15 protein-coding genes are annotated in these 22033 nt (G+C 72.4%); 6 read left to right on the top strand and 9 right to left on the bottom strand.

From position 1 onward, the window contains the following. Positions 1–44: 44 nt before the first annotated feature. Together ACFYVL_RS41400 and ACFYVL_RS41395 are read right to left on the bottom strand one after the other, a co-directional pair. On the bottom strand, positions 45–896 hold the full coding sequence (locus tag ACFYVL_RS41400) for an SGNH/GDSL hydrolase family protein (RefSeq protein ID WP_389254696.1): 852 nt from the start codon (positions 894–896) through the stop codon (positions 45–47). Positions 897–1127: 231 nt separating this feature from the next. Further along, positions 1128–1538, bottom strand: a complete 411-nt coding sequence (locus ACFYVL_RS41395; protein WP_389254693.1) for a Fur family transcriptional regulator — start codon at positions 1536–1538, stop codon at positions 1128–1130. 246 nt (positions 1539–1784) lie between these two features. Here ACFYVL_RS41395 and katG point away from each other — a divergent pair, with 246 nt between their 5' ends. Next, a complete protein-coding gene (gene katG, locus ACFYVL_RS41390) occupies positions 1785–4013 on the top strand; it encodes a catalase/peroxidase HPI (protein WP_389254691.1) in 2229 nt (742 codons plus the stop codon). Positions 4014–4064: 51 nt separating this feature from the next. Here katG and ACFYVL_RS41385 read toward each other — a convergent pair whose 3' ends face one another. From ACFYVL_RS41385 to ACFYVL_RS41365, 5 genes are all read right to left on the bottom strand, one after another. Next, positions 4065–5090 (bottom strand): ABC transporter permease, encoded by a 1026-nt coding sequence (locus tag ACFYVL_RS41385; RefSeq protein ID WP_389254689.1) that lies wholly within the window; start codon positions 5088–5090, stop codon positions 4065–4067. Beyond that, positions 5087–6049 (bottom strand): ABC transporter permease, encoded by a 963-nt coding sequence (locus ACFYVL_RS41380; protein ID WP_389254687.1) that lies wholly within the window; start codon positions 6047–6049, stop codon positions 5087–5089. The genes ACFYVL_RS41385 and ACFYVL_RS41380 overlap by 4 nt, the downstream gene beginning before the upstream one ends. 118 nt (positions 6050–6167) lie before the next feature. Further along, a complete protein-coding gene (locus tag ACFYVL_RS41375; RefSeq protein ID WP_389254685.1) occupies positions 6168–7862 on the bottom strand; it encodes a sugar ABC transporter ATP-binding protein in 1695 nt (564 codons plus the stop codon). Positions 7863–7922: 60 nt separating this feature from the next. Further along, positions 7923–9029 (bottom strand): ABC transporter substrate-binding protein, encoded by a 1107-nt coding sequence (locus ACFYVL_RS41370; RefSeq protein WP_389254683.1) that lies wholly within the window; start codon positions 9027–9029, stop codon positions 7923–7925. Positions 9030–9265: 236 nt separating this feature from the next. After that, positions 9266–10279: a LacI family DNA-binding transcriptional regulator gene (locus tag ACFYVL_RS41365; protein WP_389254681.1), complete on the bottom strand. Its 1014-nt coding sequence runs from the start codon at positions 10277–10279 to the stop codon at positions 9266–9268. Between the two features lie 165 nt (positions 10280–10444). Here ACFYVL_RS41365 and ACFYVL_RS41360 point away from each other — a divergent pair, with 165 nt between their 5' ends. Next, positions 10445–13054, top strand: coding sequence for a PA14 domain-containing protein (locus ACFYVL_RS41360; protein WP_389254796.1), 2610 nt, complete (start codon positions 10445–10447; stop codon positions 13052–13054). Between the two features lie 85 nt (positions 13055–13139). Here ACFYVL_RS41360 and ACFYVL_RS41355 read toward each other — a convergent pair whose 3' ends face one another. After that, a complete protein-coding gene (locus ACFYVL_RS41355; RefSeq protein ID WP_389254679.1) occupies positions 13140–14156 on the bottom strand; it encodes a toxin glutamine deamidase domain-containing protein in 1017 nt (338 codons plus the stop codon). Between the two features lie 679 nt (positions 14157–14835). Between ACFYVL_RS41355 and ACFYVL_RS41350 the strand changes: the two genes are divergently transcribed. The 3 genes from ACFYVL_RS41350 to ACFYVL_RS41340 all read left to right on the top strand — a co-directional run bounded on the left by ACFYVL_RS41350 (position 14836) and on the right by ACFYVL_RS41340 (position 18501). After that, entirely contained in the window at positions 14836–15525 is a 690-nt protein-coding gene (locus tag ACFYVL_RS41350) for a LuxR C-terminal-related transcriptional regulator (RefSeq protein ID WP_389254677.1), read from the top strand. Positions 15526–15694: 169 nt separating this feature from the next. Further along, positions 15695–16375: a DUF4255 domain-containing protein gene (locus ACFYVL_RS41345; protein ID WP_389254675.1), complete on the top strand. Its 681-nt coding sequence runs from the start codon at positions 15695–15697 to the stop codon at positions 16373–16375. Next, the gene (locus tag ACFYVL_RS41340) at positions 16372–18501 is read left to right on the top strand and encodes an AAA family ATPase (protein ID WP_389254673.1); all 2130 of its coding nucleotides are present in this window, start codon (positions 16372–16374) and stop codon (positions 18499–18501) included. Before ACFYVL_RS41345 ends, ACFYVL_RS41340 begins: the two co-directional genes overlap by 4 nt. A 51-nt stretch (positions 18502–18552) precedes the next feature. Here ACFYVL_RS41340 and ACFYVL_RS41335 read toward each other — a convergent pair whose 3' ends face one another. Continuing rightward, on the bottom strand, positions 18553–19953 hold the full coding sequence (locus ACFYVL_RS41335) for an RICIN domain-containing protein (protein ID WP_389254671.1): 1401 nt from the start codon (positions 19951–19953) through the stop codon (positions 18553–18555). 313 nt (positions 19954–20266) lie between these two features. Here ACFYVL_RS41335 and ACFYVL_RS41330 point away from each other — a divergent pair, with 313 nt between their 5' ends. Beyond that, on the top strand, positions 20267–21874 hold the full coding sequence (locus ACFYVL_RS41330) for a phage tail sheath family protein (RefSeq protein WP_389254669.1): 1608 nt from the start codon (positions 20267–20269) through the stop codon (positions 21872–21874). The last annotated feature ends 159 nt before the right edge of the window (positions 21875–22033 follow it).

Raw genomic sequence — 22033 nt, 5'->3', positions numbered from 1 at the left:
CGCACACCTCCACACGTCAAACACCTTGTGTACGGACGAATCGATCATCCGAGCCCCAGTGCGGCCATGGCCTGCTCGGCCATGCGGCGCTCGCCGAGGGCGTTCGGGTGGACGGGTACCACGCTGTTGCCGAAGAGAACCGGTTCGATCCAGCGGGTTCCGACGGGCTTGCACGCGTCGTGGCCGTCGGACGCCCCCGCGAGGTCGACGAAGGTGGCGCCGGACTCCTCGGCGGCCCGCTCGACCACGGAGTTGAGGTGCGCCTGGATCCCGCGCAGGTAGGGCACGTCGCCCGTGGCGAGGGGCATCTTGGCGAAGCAGGACGGGTCGGCGGTGGCCGGGGCGATCCAGGGGTAGCCCAGCACGGCCACCCGGGCGTGGGGGGCCTTGGCGCGGACGGCCGCGAGGGCGGACCTGAGGGCGGGGTAGGTGTTCTTGTCGATCTGGTCGTCGAAGGTGGTCCCGTTCTTGTCCTTGCAGGGGCTGCCCTTGCCGCCGCTGAGCACCCCGGCCGACCCGCAGGCCAGGACGGCGTTGATGAAGGTGCCGTTGTCGTTGCCGCCGATGGTGAGCGTCACCAGGTCCGTACCGGCGGAGAGGGCGTCGGCCTGGGGCGCGGTGCCCGGGTACTGGGCCTGGGTGAAGTGCTTGGTCTGGGCGCCGCCGCAGGTGACGTCCTTGAGCAGGGCCCCCGTTCTGGCGGCGATGACGTGGGGGTAGTTGGCCGTGGAGCGCAGGCACAGCAGGTTGGTGGGGTCGACGGGGAGCACGCCGGAGCCCGCGCTGTAGCTGTCGCCGAGGGCGACGTAGGCGAGCGCCCGGGGCGCGGCGGTGGCGGAGGCGGTCGCGGCGGTGAGGGCGAGGGCCAGCGCCCCCGCAACGGTTGACGCAGTCATGACACGACGGAACGGCATGCGGTCTCTCCTCGTGGAGTCACAGGGAATCGCGCGGGGCACCGGGACTTACCGGCAAGTAGGCCTACCGCTAGGTAATGTGCGGCGCCGTCACGTCCGCGTCAACCTCGCGGACAGAACCGACCCGCACGGCCCGCGCGCACCGGCCCGGACGGGCACCGTCGCCGGTGCCGGCGGCCGGGGCGGGCACACTCCCACGAGGCTCCCGGAGCGCTACCCGCAGGCCGGACACTGCCCCCGGTAGACGATCGCCGCCTCCAGGACTGTGAAGCCGTGGCGCTGCTCGTCGGGGAGCCCGTCCAGCGGGTCGCCGACCGGGTGCACGTCGCGTATCACCCCGCACCCGGAGCACACCAGGTGCTGGTGCGGGCGGTGCGCGTTCGGGTCGTAGCGCTTGGCCCGGCCGTCGGTGGAGAGTTCGGCGACCTCACCGAGGGAGACCATCTCGCCCAGCGTGTTGTAGACGGTCGCCCGGGAGATCTCCGGCAGCCGGTCCACCGCGCGCGCGTGCACCTCGTCGGCCGTGAGGTGCACATGGTCGCCGTCGAGCACCTCGGCCACGACACGCCGTTGGGAGGTCATCCGCCAGCCACGCCCGCGCAGCCGCTGAAGCAGGTCACTCATGACGTACCACCCAATCGGTGTCAGTGGGGTGCCGAGTCAAGTACCGGGATCCTAGAGGCAGTTGACAGAGCTTCGATGGTAGGCAATGGAGGGGAATTCATCGAGCAAGGGAACAGGTGAGCTTCTTGACCTGGATCCTGTCCACCATAGGATCGCTTCCTGGCGAAGGGCCAAGGGACACCAGGCGGTCCGGTACGGCCATCCGCTCACCCAACTTGCTGTTCTGCTCCAGTGCGAGAGGACCCCATGGCTGACAACCACGACGCGATCGTCACCGACGCGAAGACCGACGAGACGGGCGCGGAGGGAGGCTGCCCGGTCGCGCACGGCCGCGCCCCGCACCCCACCCAGGGCGGCGGCAACCGCCAGTGGTGGCCGGAGCGCCTCAACCTGAAGATCCTCGCCAAGAACCCCGCGGTGGCCAACCCGCTCGGCGAGGAGTTCGACTACGCGAAGGCGTTCGAGGGCCTGGACCTCCCGGCCGTCAAGCGCGACATCGCCGAGGTGCTGACCACCTCGCAGGACTGGTGGCCGGCCGACTTCGGCAACTACGGCCCGCTGATGATCCGGATGGCCTGGCACAGCGCGGGCACCTACCGCATCAGCGACGGCCGGGGCGGCGCCGGCGCCGGTCAGCAGCGGTTCGCGCCGCTGAACAGCTGGCCGGACAACGCCAGCCTCGACAAGGCCCGCCGTCTGCTGTGGCCGGTCAAGAAGAAGTACGGGCAGTCCCTGTCCTGGGCCGACCTGCTGGTCCTCACCGGCAACGTCGCGCTGGAGACCATGGGCTTCGAGACCTTCGGCTTCGCCGGTGGCCGCGAGGACGTGTGGGAGCCCGAGGAGGACGTCTACTGGGGCCCCGAGACCGAGTGGCTCGGCGGCGACGGACGCTACACCGGCGACCGCAATCTGGAGAACCCGCTCGGCGCGGTCCAGATGGGTCTCATCTACGTCAACCCCGAGGGCCCCAACGGCAACCCGGACCCCGTTGCCGCCGCCCGCGACATCCGCGAGACCTTCCGCCGGATGGCGATGAACGACGAGGAGACCGTCGCCCTCATCGCCGGCGGCCACACCTTCGGCAAGACCCACGGCGCGGGCCCGGCGGACCACGTCGGCGACGACCCCGAGGCCGCCCCGATGGAGCAGCTGGGCCTCGGCTGGCGCAGCACGTACAACACGGGCGTCGGCAAGGACGCCATCACCTCGGGCCTGGAGGTCACCTGGACCGAGACGCCCACCCAGTGGGGCAACGGGTTCTTCAAGAACCTCTTCGAGTACGAGTACGAGCTGACCAAGAGCCCGGCGGGCGCCCACCAGTGGATCGCCAAGGACGCCCCGGAGATCATCCCGGACGCGTTCGACGCCGAGAAGAAGCACCGTCCGACGATGCTCACCACGGACCTGTCGCTGCGGCTGGACCCGGTCTACGAGCCGATCTCGCGCCGCTTCTACGAGAACCCGGACCAGTTCGCCGACGCGTTCGCCCGCGCCTGGTACAAGCTGACGCACCGTGACATGGGTCCGGTCGCCCGCTACCTCGGCCCCGAGGTCCCCTCCGAGGTGCTGCTGTGGCAGGACCCGCTGCCGGAGCGCACCGGCGAGCTGCTGGACGCCGCGGACATCGCCGCGCTCAAGGAGCAGGTGCTGGGCTCCGGCTTCACCGTCGCGCAGCTGGTCTCCGCGGCGTGGGCCTCGGCGGCCTCGTTCCGCGCCAGCGACAAGCGCGGCGGCGCCAACGGTGCCCGGGTGCGCCTGGAGCCGCAGCGCAACTGGGAGGTCAACTCGCCCGACGAGCTGGCCCAGGTGCTGCGCACCCTGGAGGGCGTCCAGGAGTCCTTCAACGCCAAGGGCGGCAAGCAGGTCTCGCTGGCCGACCTGATCGTCCTCGCGGGCGGCGCGGCGGTCGAGAAGGCCGCCAAGGACGGCGGCGTGGACGTCGAGGTCGGCTTCACGCCGGGCCGGGTGGACGCCTCGCAGGAGCAGACGGACGTCGAGTCGTTCGACGCCCTGGAGCCCGCCGCGGACGGTTTCCGCAACTACCTGGGCAAGGGCAACCGGCTCCCCGCCGAGTACCTGCTGCTCGACCGGGCGAACCTGCTGTCGCTGAGCGCCCCGGAGCTGACGGTCCTCGTCGGTGGTCTGCGCGTCCTCGGCGCCAACCACGGCGGCTCCAAGCACGGGGTGCTGACCGAGCGGCCGGGCACGCTGACGAACGACTTCTTCGTCAACCTGCTCGACCTGGACACCCAGTGGAAGTCGACGTCCGAGGCGCAGGACGAGTTCGAGGCCCGGGACGCGAGCGGTGCCGTCAAGTGGACCGGCACCCGCGCCGACCTGGTGTTCGGCTCGAACTCCGAACTGCGCGCCGTGGCCGAGGTGTACGCGAGCGACGACGCGCACGCGAAGTTCGTGACGGACTTCGTCGCGGCGTGGCAGAAGGTCATGGACCTGGACCGGTTCGACCTGGCCTGATCCCCCTCGTGGGCCGGCCGTCCACCGGCCGGCCCACGTCGGGCAGGACCGCTACAGCACCTTCCTGCGGCGCCCCAGCCAGGTCTGGGCGATCACCACGACCGCGAGGAACGCGCCGCTGACCACCTGCTGGTACGCGGAGTCCAGCGAGCCGATCTGGTTGATCACGTTCTGGATGACCTTCAGCAGCAGCACGCCGACGAGCGAGCCGCTGAGGAATCCGAAGCCGCCGGTCAGCAGGGTGCCGCCAATGACGACCGCGGAGATCGCCTCCAGCTCCATGCCGGTGCCCAGGATGGTCACCCCGGAGACCAGCCAGGCCGCGTTGAGGGCCCCGGCCAGCCCCGCGCACAGCCCCGACACGGTGTAGACGGTGATCTTCGTACGGGCCACCGGGGCGCCCATCAGGGCCGCCGCGTCCTCGTTGCCGCCGACCGCGTACACGTACTGCCCGAAGCGGCTGCGCCGCAGCACCAGGGCACCGGCCACGAACAGGGCGGCCGTGATCCACACGGGGATGCCGATGCCGAGCAGGGTGTCCTGGCCGAGCGTGGCGAAGAAGGTCGACTTGTCGACCAGGTAGGTCTGCGAGCCCTCGTCGGTGACGGCGAGCAGGATGCCGCGCGCACCGAGCATCGCGGCCAGGGTCACGATGAACGGCGCGAGCCGGGAGCGCGCGATCAGCAGCCCGTTGACCAGGCCGATCAGTCCGCACACGGCGAGCGGCAGCAACAGGGCGACGGCCGTGCCGTACTGCGAGCCCCAGGCGGCGAGCACCCCGCCGAGGGCGAACAGCGAGCCGACCGACAGGTCGATGCCGCCGGTGACGATCACGAAGGTCATGCCGAGCGCGACGATCGCGAGGAAGGCCGACGACAGCGCCATGTTCTGGAGGTTGTCGCCGGTGAGGAAGGTGTCGAAGCCGATCGACGCCGCGGTCACCGCGACGACGAGGGTGACGAGTGCGCCGTGCTGCTGGGCGAGGGCGCTCAGGCGTTCCGAGCGGGACGCGCCGAGCGGTTCCTCCTCGGGCGCGGTCCGGGTGGGCGCGGTCTTCTCGATCCCGGCTGTGGTCATCGCTTCCCTCGTTCCCGGGCCGCGTAGACGGCGAGGACGATCACCACGGCCTGGGCGATCTGGGTCCACGACGGCGGCAGGTCGTGCTTGATGAGCGTGGCGGTCAGCAGCTGGATCAGTACGGCGCCCGCGACGGTGCCGCCGATGCGGACCCGGCCGCCGCTGAGCGGGGTGCCGCCGACCACGACGGCGGTGATGGCGGACAGCTCCATCAGGGTGCCCAGCGAGGTGGGGTCGCTGGCGGTCAGGCGGGCGGTGGCGAGCACCCCGGCGAGTGCGGCGAGGATGCCGGAGGCCACGTAGACGAGGATCAGCACCCGCCGGACCGGCAGTCCGGCGAGCCGGGCCGCCGGCCTGCTGTCGCCGATCGCCAGGAGCTGCCTGCCGAACGTGGTGCGCCGTACGACGAACGCGACGAGCAGGGCGAGCGCCGCCGCGATCAGTACGAGGTAGGGGATGCCGAGCACCGCGCCGGAGCCGAGCGACGCCATGCCCGGGTCGCGCACCTCCTTGAGCTGCGGCAGCAGGACGAGGGCCAGGCCCCGTCCGGCGACCATCAGGGCCAGGGTGGCGACGATCGGCTGGACGCCGACGAGGGCGACGAGCGCCCCGTTGGCGACGCCGACCGCCACCCCGCCGAGCAGTGCGATCAGCAGCGCGATCCACATCCCGTAGCCGAGGTACAGCGAGACGAGGGAGGTGGCGAGCGCCATGACGGAGCCCACGGAGAGGTCGACGCCCTCGCTGCCGATGGCGAGGGCCATGCCGAGTGCGACGACGATGACGGGGGCGACCTGGACGGCCTGGGTGCGGAAGTTCTCGGTGGACAGGAAGTGCGGGGTGAGGGCGATGTTGACGACGAGGAGCACGGCGACGCCGAGGTAGACGCCGTAGTCCTGGAGGAAGCGCAGCAGCCGGTCGCGGTCGAAGGAGGCGCGTCCGGCGAGGAGTTCGGTCATGACTCGCCCCTTCGGCACGGGTCGGGAGCGGGGTGGCGGGCGGTCCGGCGGGACGGGTGCGCGGGGGCCACGGCGAATGCGCGGGCCGCGGGTGCGGCGACCCGCCGGTTGCGGTCGGTCATGTGTCCTTCCTCGGGTCGGGCCGCCCGGAGCGGTGCCGGGTGTCCGGCCGGGGCGGCCGGTCCTCGACGGGCTCGCCGGGCCCGGTGGGACCGCCGGGGGCGCCGGTCCCGCCGGGTTCACCGTCTTCGCCTGATTCGATGAAGTCACCGGATTCGCCGAAGCCGAAGTCACCGGATTGACCGGATTCACCGGCCGAGGCGATGGCCCGCATCAGGCGGTCCTCGGTGACGGCGTCGCCGCGCAGTTCGTCGACCACGGCGCCGTCCCTCAGTACGACGACGCGGTCCGAGCCCTCGATGAGTTCCTCGGTGTCGGAGGAGATCAGCAGGACGCCGAGGCCGTCGTCGGCGAGTTCGTCGATGAGCTTCTGCACCTCGGCCTTGGCCCCGACGTCGATGCCCCGGGTGGGTTCGTCGAGGAGGAGCACCTTGGGGTTCATGGCGAGCCAGCGGGCGAGGAGCACCTTCTGCTGGTTGCCGCCGGAGAGTTCGCCGACCTTCTGGTGCGGTCCGGCCGCCTTGATGCTGAGGCGTTTCATGAAGGTGTCCACGATGCGGTCGATGCGGGCCTCCTCCACCAGGCCGAACCGGGAGAGCGAGGGGAGTGCGGCGAGCGCGATGTTCTCCCGTACCGAGAGACCCGGGACGATGCCCTCCGCCTTCCGGTCCTCGGGGAGCAGGCTGATGCCGGCCCGGATGGCGGCGGGGGTGGAGCCGGGGCGCACCGGGCGACCGGCGACGGTGACGCCGCCGGAGTCGAGGGGCAGGGCGCCCGCGATGGCCTTCGCGGTCTCGCTGCGGCCCGATCCGAGCAGCCCGCCGAGTCCGACGACCTCCCCGGGGCGCAGGTCGAGCGAGATGCCGTGCAGTTGGTGACGTACCGTCATGTCCGTTGCGGTGAGCACCGGTTCGGCGGCCGTGTCGTGGTCGCCGGAGAACTTCGTCAGGCCCTCCTCCTGGACGGCGCGCAGGTCGCGCCCCAGCATCAGCGAGACCAGGCGCAGCCGGTCGAGCTCCTCGATGCGGCCGGTGTGCACCACCCTGCCGTCGCGCAGGACGGTCACCGCGTCGCAGATCTCGTACAGCTCCTCCAGCCGGTGGCTGACGTAGATGACGGCGATGCCGCGCTCGCGGAGCATCCGGATGACCCGGAACAGGGTGCGCACCTCGCGGGGCTCCAGGGACGAGGTGGGTTCGTCCATCACGACGACGCGTGCGTCGACCGCGACGGCGCGGGCGAGGGCGACCATCTGCTGGGCGCCCACGCCCAGTTCGCGCAGCGGGCGCCGGACGTCGACGCGGACGCCCAGTTCCCGCAGGGCCTCGTCGGCCTCGCGGTGCATCCGCCCGAGGTCGATCAGGCCGAGCCGGCCGCGCGGTTCGCGGCCCAGCAGCAGGTTGCGGGCCACGCTCATCAGGGGGACGAGGTTGACCTCCTGGTAGATCGTGGAGATGCCCGCGTGCTGCGCTTCGAGCGGCGTACGGAAGTGGACCGCCCTGCCGTCGTAGGTGATGCCGCCGGAGCCGGGGTCCGGCCGGTGGACGCCGGTGAGGACCTTGATCAGGGTGGACTTGCCGGCCCCGTTCTCGCCGATCAGGGCGTGCACCTCCCCGGCGCGGGCGGTGAAGGCGACGCCGTCCAGGGCCCGTACGCCGGGGAAGGTCTTGCTGAGGGAGGTCACCGAGAGCACGTCGGTACGCCTTTCCGTACGCCTGCGGATCGCCTGCGGGTGTCGTGGGGCCGGCGTGCGTCAGTACGCCTTGGAGACGTCGGCGGCGGCGTTGTCCTTGGTGTACGCGCTGTCCTGGATGACGACGTTCTGGGCGACCTTCTCGCCCTTGGTGAAGCTGTCCAGGGTCTGGAAGGCGAGCGGGCCGAAGCGGGGGTTGGACTCGATGACGGCGGAGATCCAGCCGTCGACGATGCCCTGCACCGCGCCCCGGGTGCCGTCGACGGTGACGATCTTGACGTCGCCCGCCTTCTTGCCCGCGCCCTTGAGGGCGTTGACGGCGCCGAGGCCCATCTCGTCGTTCTCCGCGTAGATCCCGTCGATGTCCGGCTTGGACTGGATGAGCTGCTCGGTGACCTGCTGGCCCTTCTCGCGGGCGAACTCGCCGGTCTGCTGGAAGACGATCTCCAGTCCGGGGGCCTTCTCCTTGAGGCGGTCGGCGAAGCCCTTGGTGCGCTCGGTGGTGACGTTGTTGCCGGCCGCGCCGAGCAGGATGGCGACCTTGCCCTTGCCGCCCGTGGCCTTGATCATCTCGTCGGCGGCGCGCTTGCCCTGTTCGACGAAGTCGGAGCCGATGAAGCTGACGTAGTCCTTGCAGGCGGTCGCGTTGATCTTGCGGTCCACGGTGACGATCGGGATGTGCTTGGCGCCGGCGGCGCGCAGCACCGGCTCCCAGCCGTCGGAGTTGAGCGGTGCGATGACGAGCAGGTCGGCGCCCTTGGCGATGAGGTCCTGGACGTCGGTGATCTGCTTGGAGAACTGCGACTGGGCGTTGGCGGTGAGGAGTTTGACGCCCCGCTTGGTGGCCTCGGCCTTCAGGGAGGCGGTCTCGGCGATGCGGAAGGGGTTGGCCTCCTTCTCCGACTGGGAGAAGCCGACGGTGGCCTTGGCCAGGTCGAGCTTCTTGCCGCCGTAGGTGTCGATGGCACAGGTGGGTCCGGCCGCCCCGGTCGGGGTGGCGACGACCTGGCCGGAGTCGCCCTGCGAACCCTGGCCGCTCTGGGAACTCTTGTCGCTCGCCCCGTCGCTCTCGGGTTTGGCGCACCCGGAGGCCAGCGCGAGGCTCGCGGCGAGGCCGGTGGCGAGCAGGACTTGGAGGGAGGTGCGGCGGGATGCGGTCGGCTTCATGGAGTCCCCAAATGGCGCGGCCCCGGCGCCGTGGGCGCTCACGGGGAGTTCGGCTCTTGCGGTCAACTCGTGCGGCACGTCTAGGTGTTCGGGGAGGTTTTTACATCGTTGGAAGAGGGCTGTAAACCCCTCCGTCCGAAATCCGGCCCGGCCCCGCGGGCGCCCGGCGGCCCGGACCAGCCGCGGCAGAGGCCCGCCGCGCCCCCGCACCCGCCGCGGCCCCGGCCTGCCGCGACTCAGCGCCTGCCGAGGGTGCTCTCGCGCTCCACCAGCCGGAACGGGGCGACCAGTTCGCGGCCCTCCCCCGGCGACCCGTTCTCCAGGCTGCGCAGCAGCGACTCGACCGAGAGCCGCGCGATGGCCGCCTTGTCGGGCGACACGGTGGTCAGCGTGACCGCGCCGAACCGCCCCTCGGCGATGTCGTCGAAGCCCACCACGGCCACGTCCCAGGGCACCCTGAGCCCGCGCTCGTGAAGCACCCGCATCGCCCCGATCGCGACCAGGTCGTTGTACGCGAAAACGGCGTCCGGCCGCACGCCCGCGTCCAGCATCCGGGCCATCGCCCTTGCCCCGTCGCCCCGGTCCCAGCCCCCGGTCGGCCCCACCAGCGTGTCCGGCGCGGGCAGTCCGGCCTCGGCGAGTTCCGCGCGCCAGCCGGCCAGCCGCAGGTGCGCGGGGCGGTTCGCCGAGTCGGTGCGGGCGCCGAGGAAGGCGATCCGGCTGCGGCCCCTGCCGAGCAGGTGGCGCACCGCCTCCCGGGCCGCCGCCACGTTGTCGATGGCGATGTGGTCGTACCGCAGCCCGTACTCGCGCTCGCCGAGCAGCACGAGCGGCACGTCGTCCTCCCGGCCGCGCAGGTCCTCCGCCTCCAGTTCCAGCGGACTGAGGATCAGCCCGTCGATGACGCGTGCCCGGAAACCCTGGCTGACCAGCACCTCCTTCTCGCGGTCGCCGCCGGTGTGGTCGAGCAGCACGGTGAAGTCGTGCGCGGCCGCGGCGTCGATGACCGCGCCCGCGAGTTCGGCGAAGTACGGGTTGCCGAGTTCGGGCACGGCGAGCGCGATGATGCCCGTACGGCCCTTGCGCAGATGACGGGCGGTCAGGTTCGGCCGGTAGCCCAGTTCGTCGATGGCGCTCTGCACCCGGGCCCGCATCGCGGGGGTGACGTGCTGGTAGTTGTTCACGACGTTCGAGACCGTCTTGATCGAGACGCCGGCGTGCTGCGCGACGTCCTTGAGGCTCACCCGCAAGGTGATCTCCTCCGCATCGGTGGGTGACCCCGCCCGGCGGGGTGTTTGTCATGTCCCTGGACAGGAGCCGGGAGCCGTGCTGTCATGCCAACTGCCGTTCCTTCCAACGTTGTACAGACTGAAGCAGCGAGCCGCCACCCTTCCTCAGAAGGAGGACCCGTGCGCATCGGCAAACCCCGTTCCGTCCGCCCCAGAGGCCGGATCGCCCTGCTCCTGGCCGCCGCCCTCGCCCTCACGGGGCTGACCGCGACCACCTCCGCGAGCGCCGCACCCGACCCGGTCGTACCGCACGGCCTGAAGGGCGAGTACTACACCCAGTCCGCCCCCGGCGCCTTCGACTTCCACGAGCTGAAGAACACCGGCTTCGACCCCACGATCGACTTCGACAGCCTGGAGTCCCGCCTCAGGTCGGCCACCGGGCGCTCCGACGACGTCTCCGTGCGCTGGACCGGCAAGGTGGTGCCCGAGAAGACGGGGCCGACCACGTTCTCGGTGATCGGGGACAACGGGTTCCGGCTGTGGATCGACGGCAGGCTCGCCGTCGACCACTGGGTCGACGACTGGGACAAGGAGCAGACCTCGGCCCCCGTCGAGCTGACCGCCGGCACCGCGTACGACATCAAGGTCGAGTACTTCGAGCACTACGGCGGCTCCAACCTCCACCTGCGCTGGACCCCGCCCGGCGGCGCCAAGACGGCCGTGCCCGCCACCGCGTTCCGCCTCCCCGACGGCTGGGACTACGACGGCGCGATCGGCACCACCGTCCTCGGCGACGGCCGCACCCTCAAGCTCGACTTCGCCCAGGAGGTCGCCCCTCCCCCGGCCGGCCTCGCCACCCACTTCAAGGCCGTGATCGGCGGCGCCAACTGGCCGCTCGGGCAGGCGAAGGCCGACCCCGGCGACCCGCGCGCCCTGCTCCTCGCCCTCACCGAGCCCGTCGTCGGCAGGAAGGGCGGCGACGCCCCGGGCCGGGCCGACCTCACCTACGACGGCAAGGGCGGCCTGACCGGTACCGACGGCAAGGCGGTCGGCACGTTCTGGAGCAGCGGCCCCAACCACTCGACGTACCAGCTGCGCACCCCGTGGGCGAAGGACGTGAACCCGGGCAACGCGCACCCCGAGTACCCGCGCCCGCAGCTCGTCCGCACCAAGTGGCAGAACCTGAACGGCTCCTGGCAGTTCGCCCCGGCCACCGCCGGCCAGGCTCCGCCGGTCGGCAGGCAGCTCCCGGAGAAGGTGCTGGTCCCCTACCCGATCGAGTCCCAGCTGTCGGGCATCGAACGCCACGAGGACCGGATGTGGTACCGGCGCACCTTCACCGTCCCGCGCGACTGGCGGATCGGCTCCGGACAGCGCCTCAAGCTCAACTTCGGCGCGGTCGACTGGCAGTCCGAGGTGTACGTCAACGGCACCAAGGTGACCGAGCACAAGGGCGGTTACGACAAGTTCAGCGCCGACGTCACCGACGCGCTGAAGCCCGGCCGCACCCAGGAGCTCATCGTCGGCGTGTACGACCCGACCGACGCGCGCGGCGCCGAGAACCCGCCGATGGGCAAGCAGCGGCTGGACCCGAGCGGCATCTGGTACACCCCGTCGTCCGGCATCTGGCAGACGGTGTGGATGGAGCCGGTGGCCGCCGACCACGTCACCGACCTCAAGCTCACTCCCGACGTGGCGAAGGGGCAGCTGACCGTGGAGCCGAGGGGCGTCCGCGACGGCCTGCCGGTCACCGCGACCGCGTACGCGGGAGGCCGTGAGGTCGCCCGGGTGAGCGGCCGGACGGGCAGCCCGCTCGCCCTGCGGATCTCCCGTCCCCGGCTCTGGTCGCCGGACGACCCCTTCCTGTACGACCTGAAGGTCGCTGTGGGGTCCGACCGGGTGAGCGGCTACTTCGGGATGCGCTCGGTGTCGGTCGAGAAGGTGGACAGCACGCCGCGCACGATGCTGAACGGCAGGCCGGTGTTCCTGATGGCCACCCTCGACCAGGGCTTCTGGCCCGACGGCCTGCACACCGCGCCGACCGACGAGGCCCTGGCGTACGACCTGAAGGCGCACAAGGCGATGGGCTTCAACTCGGTCCGCAAGCACATCAAGGTCGAGCCCGACCGCTGGTTCTACTGGGCCGACCGGCTCGGTCTGCTGGTGTGGCAGGACATGCCGTCGATGGAGGCGGGCACCAACCCCTCCCCCGCGGCCCGCGCCCAGTACGAGCACGAGATGAAGCAGATGATCGACCAGCACAGCAGCCACCCGTCGATCGCCATGTGGGTGACCTTCAACGAGGGCTGGGGCCAGTACGACATGGGCCGTATCGCGGACCTGGCGAAGACCTGGGACCCGACCCGCCCGGTCAACGGCATGTCCGGGCTGAACCTCGGCGCCGACGGCGGCACCGGCGACATCATCGACGAGCACGGCTACCCGAGCCCGGCCCTGCCGAAGCCGGACGGCCGGCGTGCGATGGTCGCGGGCGAGTACGGCGGCCTGGGCCTCGCGGTGCCGGGCCACGCCTGGGCGGTGCAGCAGAGTTACGTCGACGTGGACCCGGCGACGTACACGGACGACTACCTCACCAAGCTCGACGAGGTGCGCGAGCTCGCCTGCCGGGGCGGCAACGGCGCCGTGTACACGCAGATCACCGATGTGGAGGGCGAGCTGAACGGTCTGCTCACCTACGACCGCAAGGTGGTCAAGCCGGACGTGCAGCGGCTGAAGGAGGCGCACCGGTCCCTGATCAGGGACGCCTCGCAGGCCACTCCGGCGGGCTGCAACTGAGCACCGCCCGCCCCCGCCCGGGGCCCCGGCCCCGGGCGGAACCCCGGCCCCGGCCCGCCCGCGCACTGTGCGGGCGGGCCGGGGCTCACGGCGTCGGCGCGGGCGCGGGGGCCCGCAGGTTCGGCTCGTCGACCGGGGCGAACCGGGGGTCGAGCGTGATCGACATGAAGAGGGTGCCCTCGTACAGGGGTGTGGAGGAGACGCGTCCCATCTGGGGGTCGACCCAGACGACCCTGCCGTTGTAGTTGACCCCGGCGACGGCGTGCACGGTGGGCCGCTCGCCGGCCTTGCGGAACACGACCATGCTCGCGGAGCCGTGCCCGGCTCCCAGCAGCCGGCTCTCCACCGCCTGCCACACGGGCCGCACCTCGCCGTTCGCCCCGGTCTCCGAGGTGCGCCAGTCGCTGCCCAGCCAGCGCTTCGACTTCGGAGCGCCGTCCGCTTCGAGTTCGGCCGGACCCGGGTTGTGGATGCCGGCCGCCACCGTGGGGTTGCCGGACCAGGACGCCAGGAAACTGCGCACCGCGTCGCAGCAGTTGCGGCGGTAGGCGCCGGTGGGGCCGTCCTCGTCCCGGCGCGGATTGATCCCCTTGACCCAGTCCGCGGCGCCGCCGGAGCCGCTCGACGCGCCGGGACGGATCTTGTTCAGCGTCTTCTGGAGCGGGCCCACCAGGGAGGAGCCGAACGCGGTCGGGTCGGGGAACTGGAGGTGGTTGCCCTCGCTGTCCTTGGGGAAGACGCGGCCGAGCCGGGCCTGGTCCTCCTCGTTGGCCTGCCGGAGGTTGCCGGGACCGTACTCCCGGACGTTGTTCGTCAGCCGGTTGGACGACACTCCCGGCCCGGGGGCCCGCTGCACCGTCGGCCGCGGCCCGGCGCCGCGCCCGGCGGACCGCTCCCCGAGTGCCCGTGTCGCGGCCCGGTTGCCCGCGTAGCGCTGGACGGCCGGTAACTGGGCCGCGGAGAGCGGCCGGCCGCGGCCCAGCTCCGGGGCCGCCGCCTCCTTCTCCGGGTCCGCGGCCGTGCTCCCGGCGGCCCGCGCGGGCCGGGCGGCGGGGACCCGGCCCGCCGCGTCCGGCCGCTCTTCGCGCTCTCCTGCGTGCATGTCGTGCCCCCTTCGTCGGCAGGGGCCGAATCCGTGCGGAACCGCCCCGGGGGCAGGGGTGGGTGGCTGGCGATCCACCGCGCCGCCCCCTGCCGTTGTACCGGGTCGCCCCGGTGCTCCGGCAGGCCCGGCGAGGAACAACTCGGGGCAGACCGTACGGCCTCCGGTCCCTCCTCCAGGCATCCGCAGGCAGACCGCACAGGTACCCGCACGCAGATCCTGTTGCCCTTTCGGGCAGATCCGGGAGAGATCGGGGCACCGCCGCAACCCATCCGTTCCGCGCGCCATCCTTCCTTCCGCAGGGCCGGCCCCCCGGACCGGGAGGGCCGGCACGGCCGCGCGTACCACCTCCGGTGCGCGTTCGCACCAACCCTCCGAGGTATCCGTGGCGCCCATTGAACTGCCCCGTGAACATGGCGACTTGACCCTTGCGAAATCGGCTCCGCGGGGGTGCTGAAACCGTATGCCCGACAGCACGAACGGGTTGGCCGGTTCCGCTACGTCGCCTCAAGCAGGCCCAAAACACCGTGATACAGATGTTCACAGGGGTGGCACTGTTGTTCATGAACGAGATCGCGTCACCCCTTTCAACGTGGGTAAAGCCGTAGGTACGGCACCCGCCGCAGGAAGCCCCCCACACCCCGAACCACGGTCCGGGGCTCATGAAAGGAACGCAGTCATGAGTGACCGTGCCGACGGGGCCACCGCCTCCGGCGGAGGTCCCCCGAGCGTGAGCGCCACCGTCCCGCGCACCCGACGCGTCCCCGTCGCGGTCTGCGCACCCGACCCGCTCAGCCGCGAGGGCGCCGTCAGCCATCTGCGCCGCCACCCGGAGATAGAACTCAGCGAGGAGTCGGGCCCCGGGACCGTGGCCCTGCTCATCGAGAACACCCTGGACGAGGCTTCGCTGACCCGGTTGCGCCGTGTCTCGCGCAGTCAGGGCGCACGGGCCGTGCTCGTGGTCGGATCGATCCGCGAGAGCGAACTGCTGGACGTCGTCGAGTGCGGCGTCGGGGCGATCGTCTGGCAGCACCAGGCCACCGCGCACCGGTTGGTGCAGGCCGTGCTCGCGGCCTCCCGCGGCGACGGCGACCTCCCCGCCGACCTGCTGGGCAGACTCATCAGCCAGGTCGGCACGCTCCAGCGGAGCGCGACCGGACGCTCCGGTCTGCCCTCCCTCGGCCTCGCGGTCCGCGAGGTGGACGTACTGCGCCTGGTGGCCGAGGGACTGGACACCGGGGAGATCGCGGCGAAGCTGTCGTACTCCGAACGGACCGTCAAGAACGTCATCCACGGGCTCACCACCCGCCTGCACCTGCGCAACCGCGCCCACGCAGTGGCATATGCCCTGCGGGAGGGCTACATCTGACCCGTCGCGCACCCGCGGGAGCGCTCCCGGGGGCTGCTCGGGCAGCGCTCCCTGCCCCGTCGGCGTCCCCGCCGTGCCTGCGGGCGGCGCGGGGGCGCGGGCACGATCGGGGGGCGGGCGGTCGCGGAACGCGGGCCGCCGCGACGAGAGTGCGGACGGGAGCGGGCGTGTGATCCACGAGGTGGACGAGGTTCTGGGAGGCCTCCTCCGGGGCGGGGCATTGACGGACTCGGGGATCGAGGTGTCGTTCGAGGCGCCCACCCGGGACTGGGCGGCACGGCGCAACGCCCCCACGGTCAACGCCTATCTGTACGACATCCGGGAGGACGTGGCCCGCCGCCAGCGCGGCCAGCTGCCGGTGCGCGACGAACGCGACATCGTCGTACGGCGCCGCCAGCCGCCCCGCTGGTTCCGGCTGTCGTACCTGCTGACGGCGTGGACGAAGATCCCCCAGGACGAACACCGGCTGCTGTCCGCCGTCCTGGCGACGCTGCTGCCCCGCGAGGTGCTGCCGGCCGAGCAACTCCCGGGTTCGCTGGGCAGGCTGGGGCTCTCGGTGCCGCTGTCGGTGGCCGGGGTGCAGTCGGAGTCCCGTTCCCTCGCCGACATCTGGTCGGCGCTGGGCGGGGAGCTGAAACCGTCCCTGGACCTGGTGGTGACCGCACCGTTCCCCGCCTACCCCGAGTACGACGCCGGGCCTCCGGTCACCGAGGGCGCGACGGTACGGGTGCGCGCGGTGGAAGGCGCCCCGGCGGACCCGTCGGAGCGCTCGCACAGCGCCGCGCAGGTGGCCGCCGCCCGTGCCGCCCGCGAAGCGGTGGCGGCGGACCGCCGGGGGGAGACACGATGAACACCCGCGACCTCACCGAAACCACCGCCGAGGAAGCCGGGTCGGCGACGCAACAGCTCCCGCAGGACGGCCCGGCAACCACCGCCGGACCCGACTTCCCCGGGCCGGGCGAGCCCGCCGCCGCACTGCGGGCCCGGCTCACCGGGCTGCGCGAGCGGGTGGCCGCACTGGTCGGGGCCCGTACCGCCACCGACCCCACCGCGGACGACCCGCTGCGCGGCCTCTACCTCTCCGACGACGCCGTCCAGCACCTGCTGCGCGCCCGGCCGCTCGCCCCGGGTGACGAACCGGCCGTCGGGGACGGCGGATTCGGGCCAGGTGGCGCCGGGGCGGCGGATCACAGGCACGGTCCCGGCGGCGGTCCCGCCGACCGGCTGGCCCGGCTGGCCGAACGGGTCGGGATGACCGGACTCGACGTGCGGATCCTGCTGACCGCCCTCGCGCCGGACGTCGACCGCACCTTCGAGCAGCTCTACGGCTACCTCAACGACGACGTGAGCCGCCGCCGCGCCACCGCCGGTCTCGCCCTGGAACTGTGCGGGGTGCCCGCGCACACCGCCGCCGCCCGCGCCCGGCTGCACCCCTCGGCCCCGCTGCTCTCCTTCGGCCTGCTGGACGTCGATGAGCCCGAACGCCCCTTCCTCACCCGCTCGTTGCGGGTCCCCGACCGGGTGATCGGGCATCTCCTCGGCGACGACACCCCGGACGCGGCCCTGCTCGGCCTGCTGCGTCCGCTGCCCGTCCCGGTGCCGCTGGACACGGGGGCCGCCGATTTCGCCCACCGGCTCGCGGCCCGGCTGCGCGGCGGTCCGCTCCCCGTCTACCTGCGGGAGACCCGCGAGGGCGACGCCACGACCGTACTCGCCCAGGCGCTGCGGGAGGCCGGCCTCGACGCCCTGGTCTGCGACGACCCCGAGGGCCGGATTCCGGAGCTGCTGCGGGAGGCCCGGCTGGGCGGGCGGGCGCTGGTCGTACCCGGCCTGCCGGAGCGTCCCGGACCGCTGGTGCGGGCGCTGACGACCGTGCCGGACGTGACCGTGCTGCTGACGGACTCCCGCCCGTACGATCCGCACTGGTCGTCCGGCGACCCGCTGGTCCTGGATGCGCCCGGCCGCCGGGCGGGCGGCACCGACCTCTGGCGGGCGGCACTGGGCCCGGACGCCGAGGCGTTCGACCTGGCCGCAGCCGTCGCCCCGTACCGCCTGGACGGTGACCGCATCCGGCAGACCGCGCTGGCCGCCCGCGCCCTGGCGGCCTTCGACGGGACGCCGCTGTCCGCCGCGCACGTCCAGCTCGCCGCCCGCCGCCGCTCGGTGTCGGGTCTGGAGCAGCACGCCCGGCGGATCAGGCCGGACGTCGACTGGGACGATCTGGTCCTGCCGGAGGGTCCGCTCGCCCAGCTGCGCGAGCTCTCGCTGCGCGCCCGGCACCGCCAGAAGGTGCTGGGCGACTGGCGGTTGAGTGCGGGCGGCGGACGCGGGCGGGGTGTGCTCGGGCTGTTCGCGGGAGCTTCGGGGACGGGAAAGACGCTGTCGGCGGAAGTGGTGGCGGCCGATCTGGGGCTGGACCTCTACGTCGTGCAGCTGTCGTCGATCGTCGACAAGTACGTCGGCGAGACGGAGAAGAACCTCGAACGCATCTTCACCGAGGCGGACCGCACCGACGCGGTGCTCCTGTTCGACGAGGCGGACGCCGTGTTCGGCAAGCGCGGGGAGGTGAAGGACGCGCACGACCGGTACGCCAACATGGAGAGCTCCTACCTGCTCCAGCGGCTGGAGTCGTTCGACGGGATCGCGGTGCTGACGACCAATCTGCGCGCCAACATCGACGAGGCGTTCACCCGCCGGCTGGACCTGGTGGTCGACTTCCCCTTCCCGGACGTGGAGCAGCGCCTGGCGCTGTGGCGGCACGGGCTGAAGCACCTGCCGTCCGACGACGGCATCGATCCATCCCCGCTGGCACGGGACTTCGAGCTGGCGGGCGGGACCATCCGCAGCGCGGTGGTGACCGCCGCATATCTCGCCGCCGGGCGGGGCGGCCCGATCTCGGCACAGGACCTGCTGGAGGGTGCCCGCCGCGAGTACCGCAAGGCGGGCCGGCTGGTGCCGGGCGAGGGCAACTGGTGAGGCGGCGGGCCGGAGTTCCGGCCCGCCGCCCCGGTCGCCCGTGGCGGGCGGTCAGTCCTTGCGCGGGACGATGCGCCACTCCTGGTCGTCGGTGCGGGTGCACTCGTAGATCATCAGCTTGAGGCCGGGGGTGGCGTCACTGTTCCCGGCCACGTCCAGGCACTTGCCGTTGCTGGCGAAGTTGCGGATCCAGTAGACCCCGGGGTCCGTCTCGTCGAGGTACCAGAGCTGGTTGTCCTTGAGGGTGCCGTCGCAGTGGAACTCACCGATGGGGGTGTGGATCGGCCGGCCGTCGTACTCGCCCAGGTCCATGCAGAACCCGTCGGTGGTGTTCTTGATCAGGAAGAGCGGCTTCCCGCCGGGGCCGCCCTTGGGCAGGGTGACTTCGAGGTCCCAGAGCTGGTTGTCGTTCCGCTCGTGGCACTGCTCCTGGAGGACGGGGCCGTTGATCTGCCCCTTGTCGGCGCCGGGGATGTCCGCGCACAGCTTGGTGCTGACGTTCTGCAGCAGGACGTTCTTCGCGGGGACGACGCCGGGCTTCCGGGTCGGCTTGGGCTTGGGCTTGTCGTCGCCGCCCCCGCCGGGCTTCTCCGCGGTGGGCTGCGGCTGTGCGGGCACCGAGGGCTGCGGCTGCTGCTCGGGCGGCTTGGGCTGGGCGCTGGGGCTGGGCGGCAGCACGCTGCCGACGGCGGCCTGCTCCGTGGCGCTGGTGATGACCTGCGGCTTGTAGGCGAACCAGATCGCCACGAAGGCGATGGCGACGGCGACCAGGGCGCCGAGGAAGGTGGCGAGCCAGCGCGGCAGGAAGCCCCGCTGCACGTACATGCCCTCCGTCTCCAGCGGGTCGGCCCCGGAGCGGCGCAGCGCCAGGGTGAAGGGGCGCTCCTCCTTCGAGCCGAACCAGGTGATCCGCCGGGGCTTGACGGTGGTGTCCACGAAGGCGGCCCGGCCGGGCTCGATCTGCACGTTGCCGGGCCGGATCTCGTACGACAGGTGGTCGCCGTTGTCGCTGCCGCTGACCGACGCGGTCAGTTTGACGTTGCCGAGGTTGTCCACCGCGAGCCGGGGCCGCCCCCGGAAGCGCCCCTTGACCGTCAACGGCACCAGTTCCGCGCGGACTTCGGAGAAGGGCGTGATGGTGAGGTTGCCCTCCTGGACGGTCACCGCGTCCGGGTGTTCGGTGGGCGTGACGCGGATCGCGTACGGGTTGGGGCCGGCCGTGGCGTCCGGGGTGCGGGGCGGGGAGAAGGTCACCTCCGCGGTGCCCGTCGTCCCGGGGTACAGACGCAGGGTCTGCGGCTCCACCCGGATCCAGGGGGCGAGCCCGCCGACCGGCTCGAACCGGTACTCGTCGACCACATCACCGGTGTTGCGCACCCGTAGTTGGGCCCTGGTGGTACTGCCGGGGTCGACGGTCACGGACGGGGGTTCAAGGGAAGTCCAAAGGCTCACCCCCGCACGCTAGGCGGGCAACTGCGCGCGGGTCACGGGCAGTCGGGGCAGACCGTGCTGCCCCCGGGGACCCGGCGGACGCCCGTGCGGGGCGATGCCCCGGTGTCCTGCGGGTGTCCGGCGCACCGCACCGCGGGGCCACCGGCGGGCCCGGGAGCCGGGGCGCCCGCCCCGCGGACGGCCCCCGGGTGCCCGTCGGGGCAGGTCGGGGGCGGCGGTGCTGCCCCCGGGGCGGCCCCTGCGGACGTTTCGCCGGAGGTCGGGGGCGCGACAGGCTGAGCGTTGTCCTGTCCTACCCCGAGGAGCGCAGAGCATGCCGTCCTACTTGTCGCCCGGCGTCTACGTCGAGGAGGTGGCCAGCGGCTCGCGCCCGATCGAGGGGGTGGGCACCTCGGTGGCGGCCTTCGTGGGGCTCGCCCCGACCGGGCCGTTGAACGAACCCACGCTGGTGACCAACTGGACTCAGTACGTCGCGAACTTCGGTGCGTTCACCGAGGACTACTACCTGGCGCACTCCGTCTACGGGTTCTTCAACAACGGTGGCTCCGCCGCGTACGTCGTCCGGGTCGGCGGCTCCGCCGCGGACGGTGCCGCCGCGGAGAGCAGGCCCGCCCCGGCCGCGGTGCGCGCCTCCCGGACGCCCGCCGCGCTTCCGGCGGCCGAGCCCGCGCGGCTGGGCACGTTCGCCGTGACGGCCACCGCGCCCGGCGCGAGCGGCGCGCTGAGCGTCGAGGTCGCCGACCCCGAGGGCGAGGGCCCCGCGGAGCGGTTCAAGCTGATCGTCAAGGACGGCGGCAAGCCGGTCGAGACCTTCGAGGTGACCGCCAACAAGAAGGGCGGCCGGGCGTACGTCGTCACGCAGGTCAAGGAGCGCTCGCAGCTCATCACCGTGGCCGAGGCCGCTCCCGCCGCGGAGCTGGCCCGCCCGGAGAACCAGACGGTGGCGCTGCCCGCGGCGCCCGCGCCCGCACCGGAGCGGCCCGCCGAGGCCGAGACCGCGTCGGCCGCGCACCCGGGGCCCGCCCAGTACCTCGGTGACTCGGCGGACCGCACGGGCTTCGGCGGCCTGGAGGCCATCGACGAGATCTCCATGGTCGCCGTGCCGGACCTGATGTCCGCCTACGAGCGGGGCGCCATCGACCTGGAGGCCGTGAAGGCGGTCCAGCTCGGGCTGATCGCGCACTGCGAGCTGATGGGCGACCGGGTCGCGATCATCGACCCGCCGCCGCGGCAGAACGCCCGTCAGATCCGGGTGTGGCGGCAGGAGACGGCCGGCTACGACTCGAAGTTCGCGGCCCTGTACTACCCGTGGATCAAGACCTTCGACCCGTCGTCGGGCCAGTCCCGGCTGATCCCGCCGAGCGGGCACGTCGCCGGAATCTGGGCCCGCAACGACTCCGAGCGCGGGGTGCACAAGGCTCCGGCGAACGAGGTCGTGCGCGGCGCCGTCGACCTGGAGCTCCAGATCACCCGCGGCGAGCAGGACCTGCTCAACCCGATCGGCGTGAACTGCATCCGCTCCTTCCCGGGCCGCGGCATCCGCGTCTGGGGAGCCCGCACCCTCTCCTCGGACCCGGCCTGGCGCTACCTGAACGTCCGCCGGTACTTCAACTACCTGGAGGAGTCGATCCTGATCGGCACCCAGTGGGTGGTGTTCGAGCCGAACGACCACAACCTCTGGGCCCGCATCCGCCGCAACATCTCGGCGTTCCTGGTCAACGAGTGGCGCAGTGGCGCTCTCTTCGGGCAGAGCCCGGCAGAGGCGTACTACGTGAAGTGCGACGAGGAGACCAACCCGCCGGAGTCGGTGGACGTCGGCCGGGTCGTGTGCGAGATCGGCATCGCCCCGGTCAAGCCCGCCGAGTTCGTGATCTTCCGGCTGGCGCAGTTCTCCAGCGGAAACGGCGAGCTGGAGGAGTAGGACCTCGTGGTCCGGCGGCGGGCCACCGGCCCCCCCCCCCCCCCCTCCCCCCCCCCCCCCCCCCCCCCCCCCACAGCCCCCGCGCCCCCCCCCCCGGCGCCCCCCCCCCGGGCAGGCCCCCCCTAAAACCCAATAGGGGGGGGCATTCAAGGGGGGGTT

It is taken from the genome of Streptomyces sp. NPDC004111 (assembly GCF_042874215.1).
Classification (GTDB): domain Bacteria; phylum Actinomycetota; class Actinomycetes; order Streptomycetales; family Streptomycetaceae; genus Streptomyces.
Note: the sequence above shows the minus strand (reverse complement) of the source record. Positions and strands in the feature narration are given on the sequence as shown.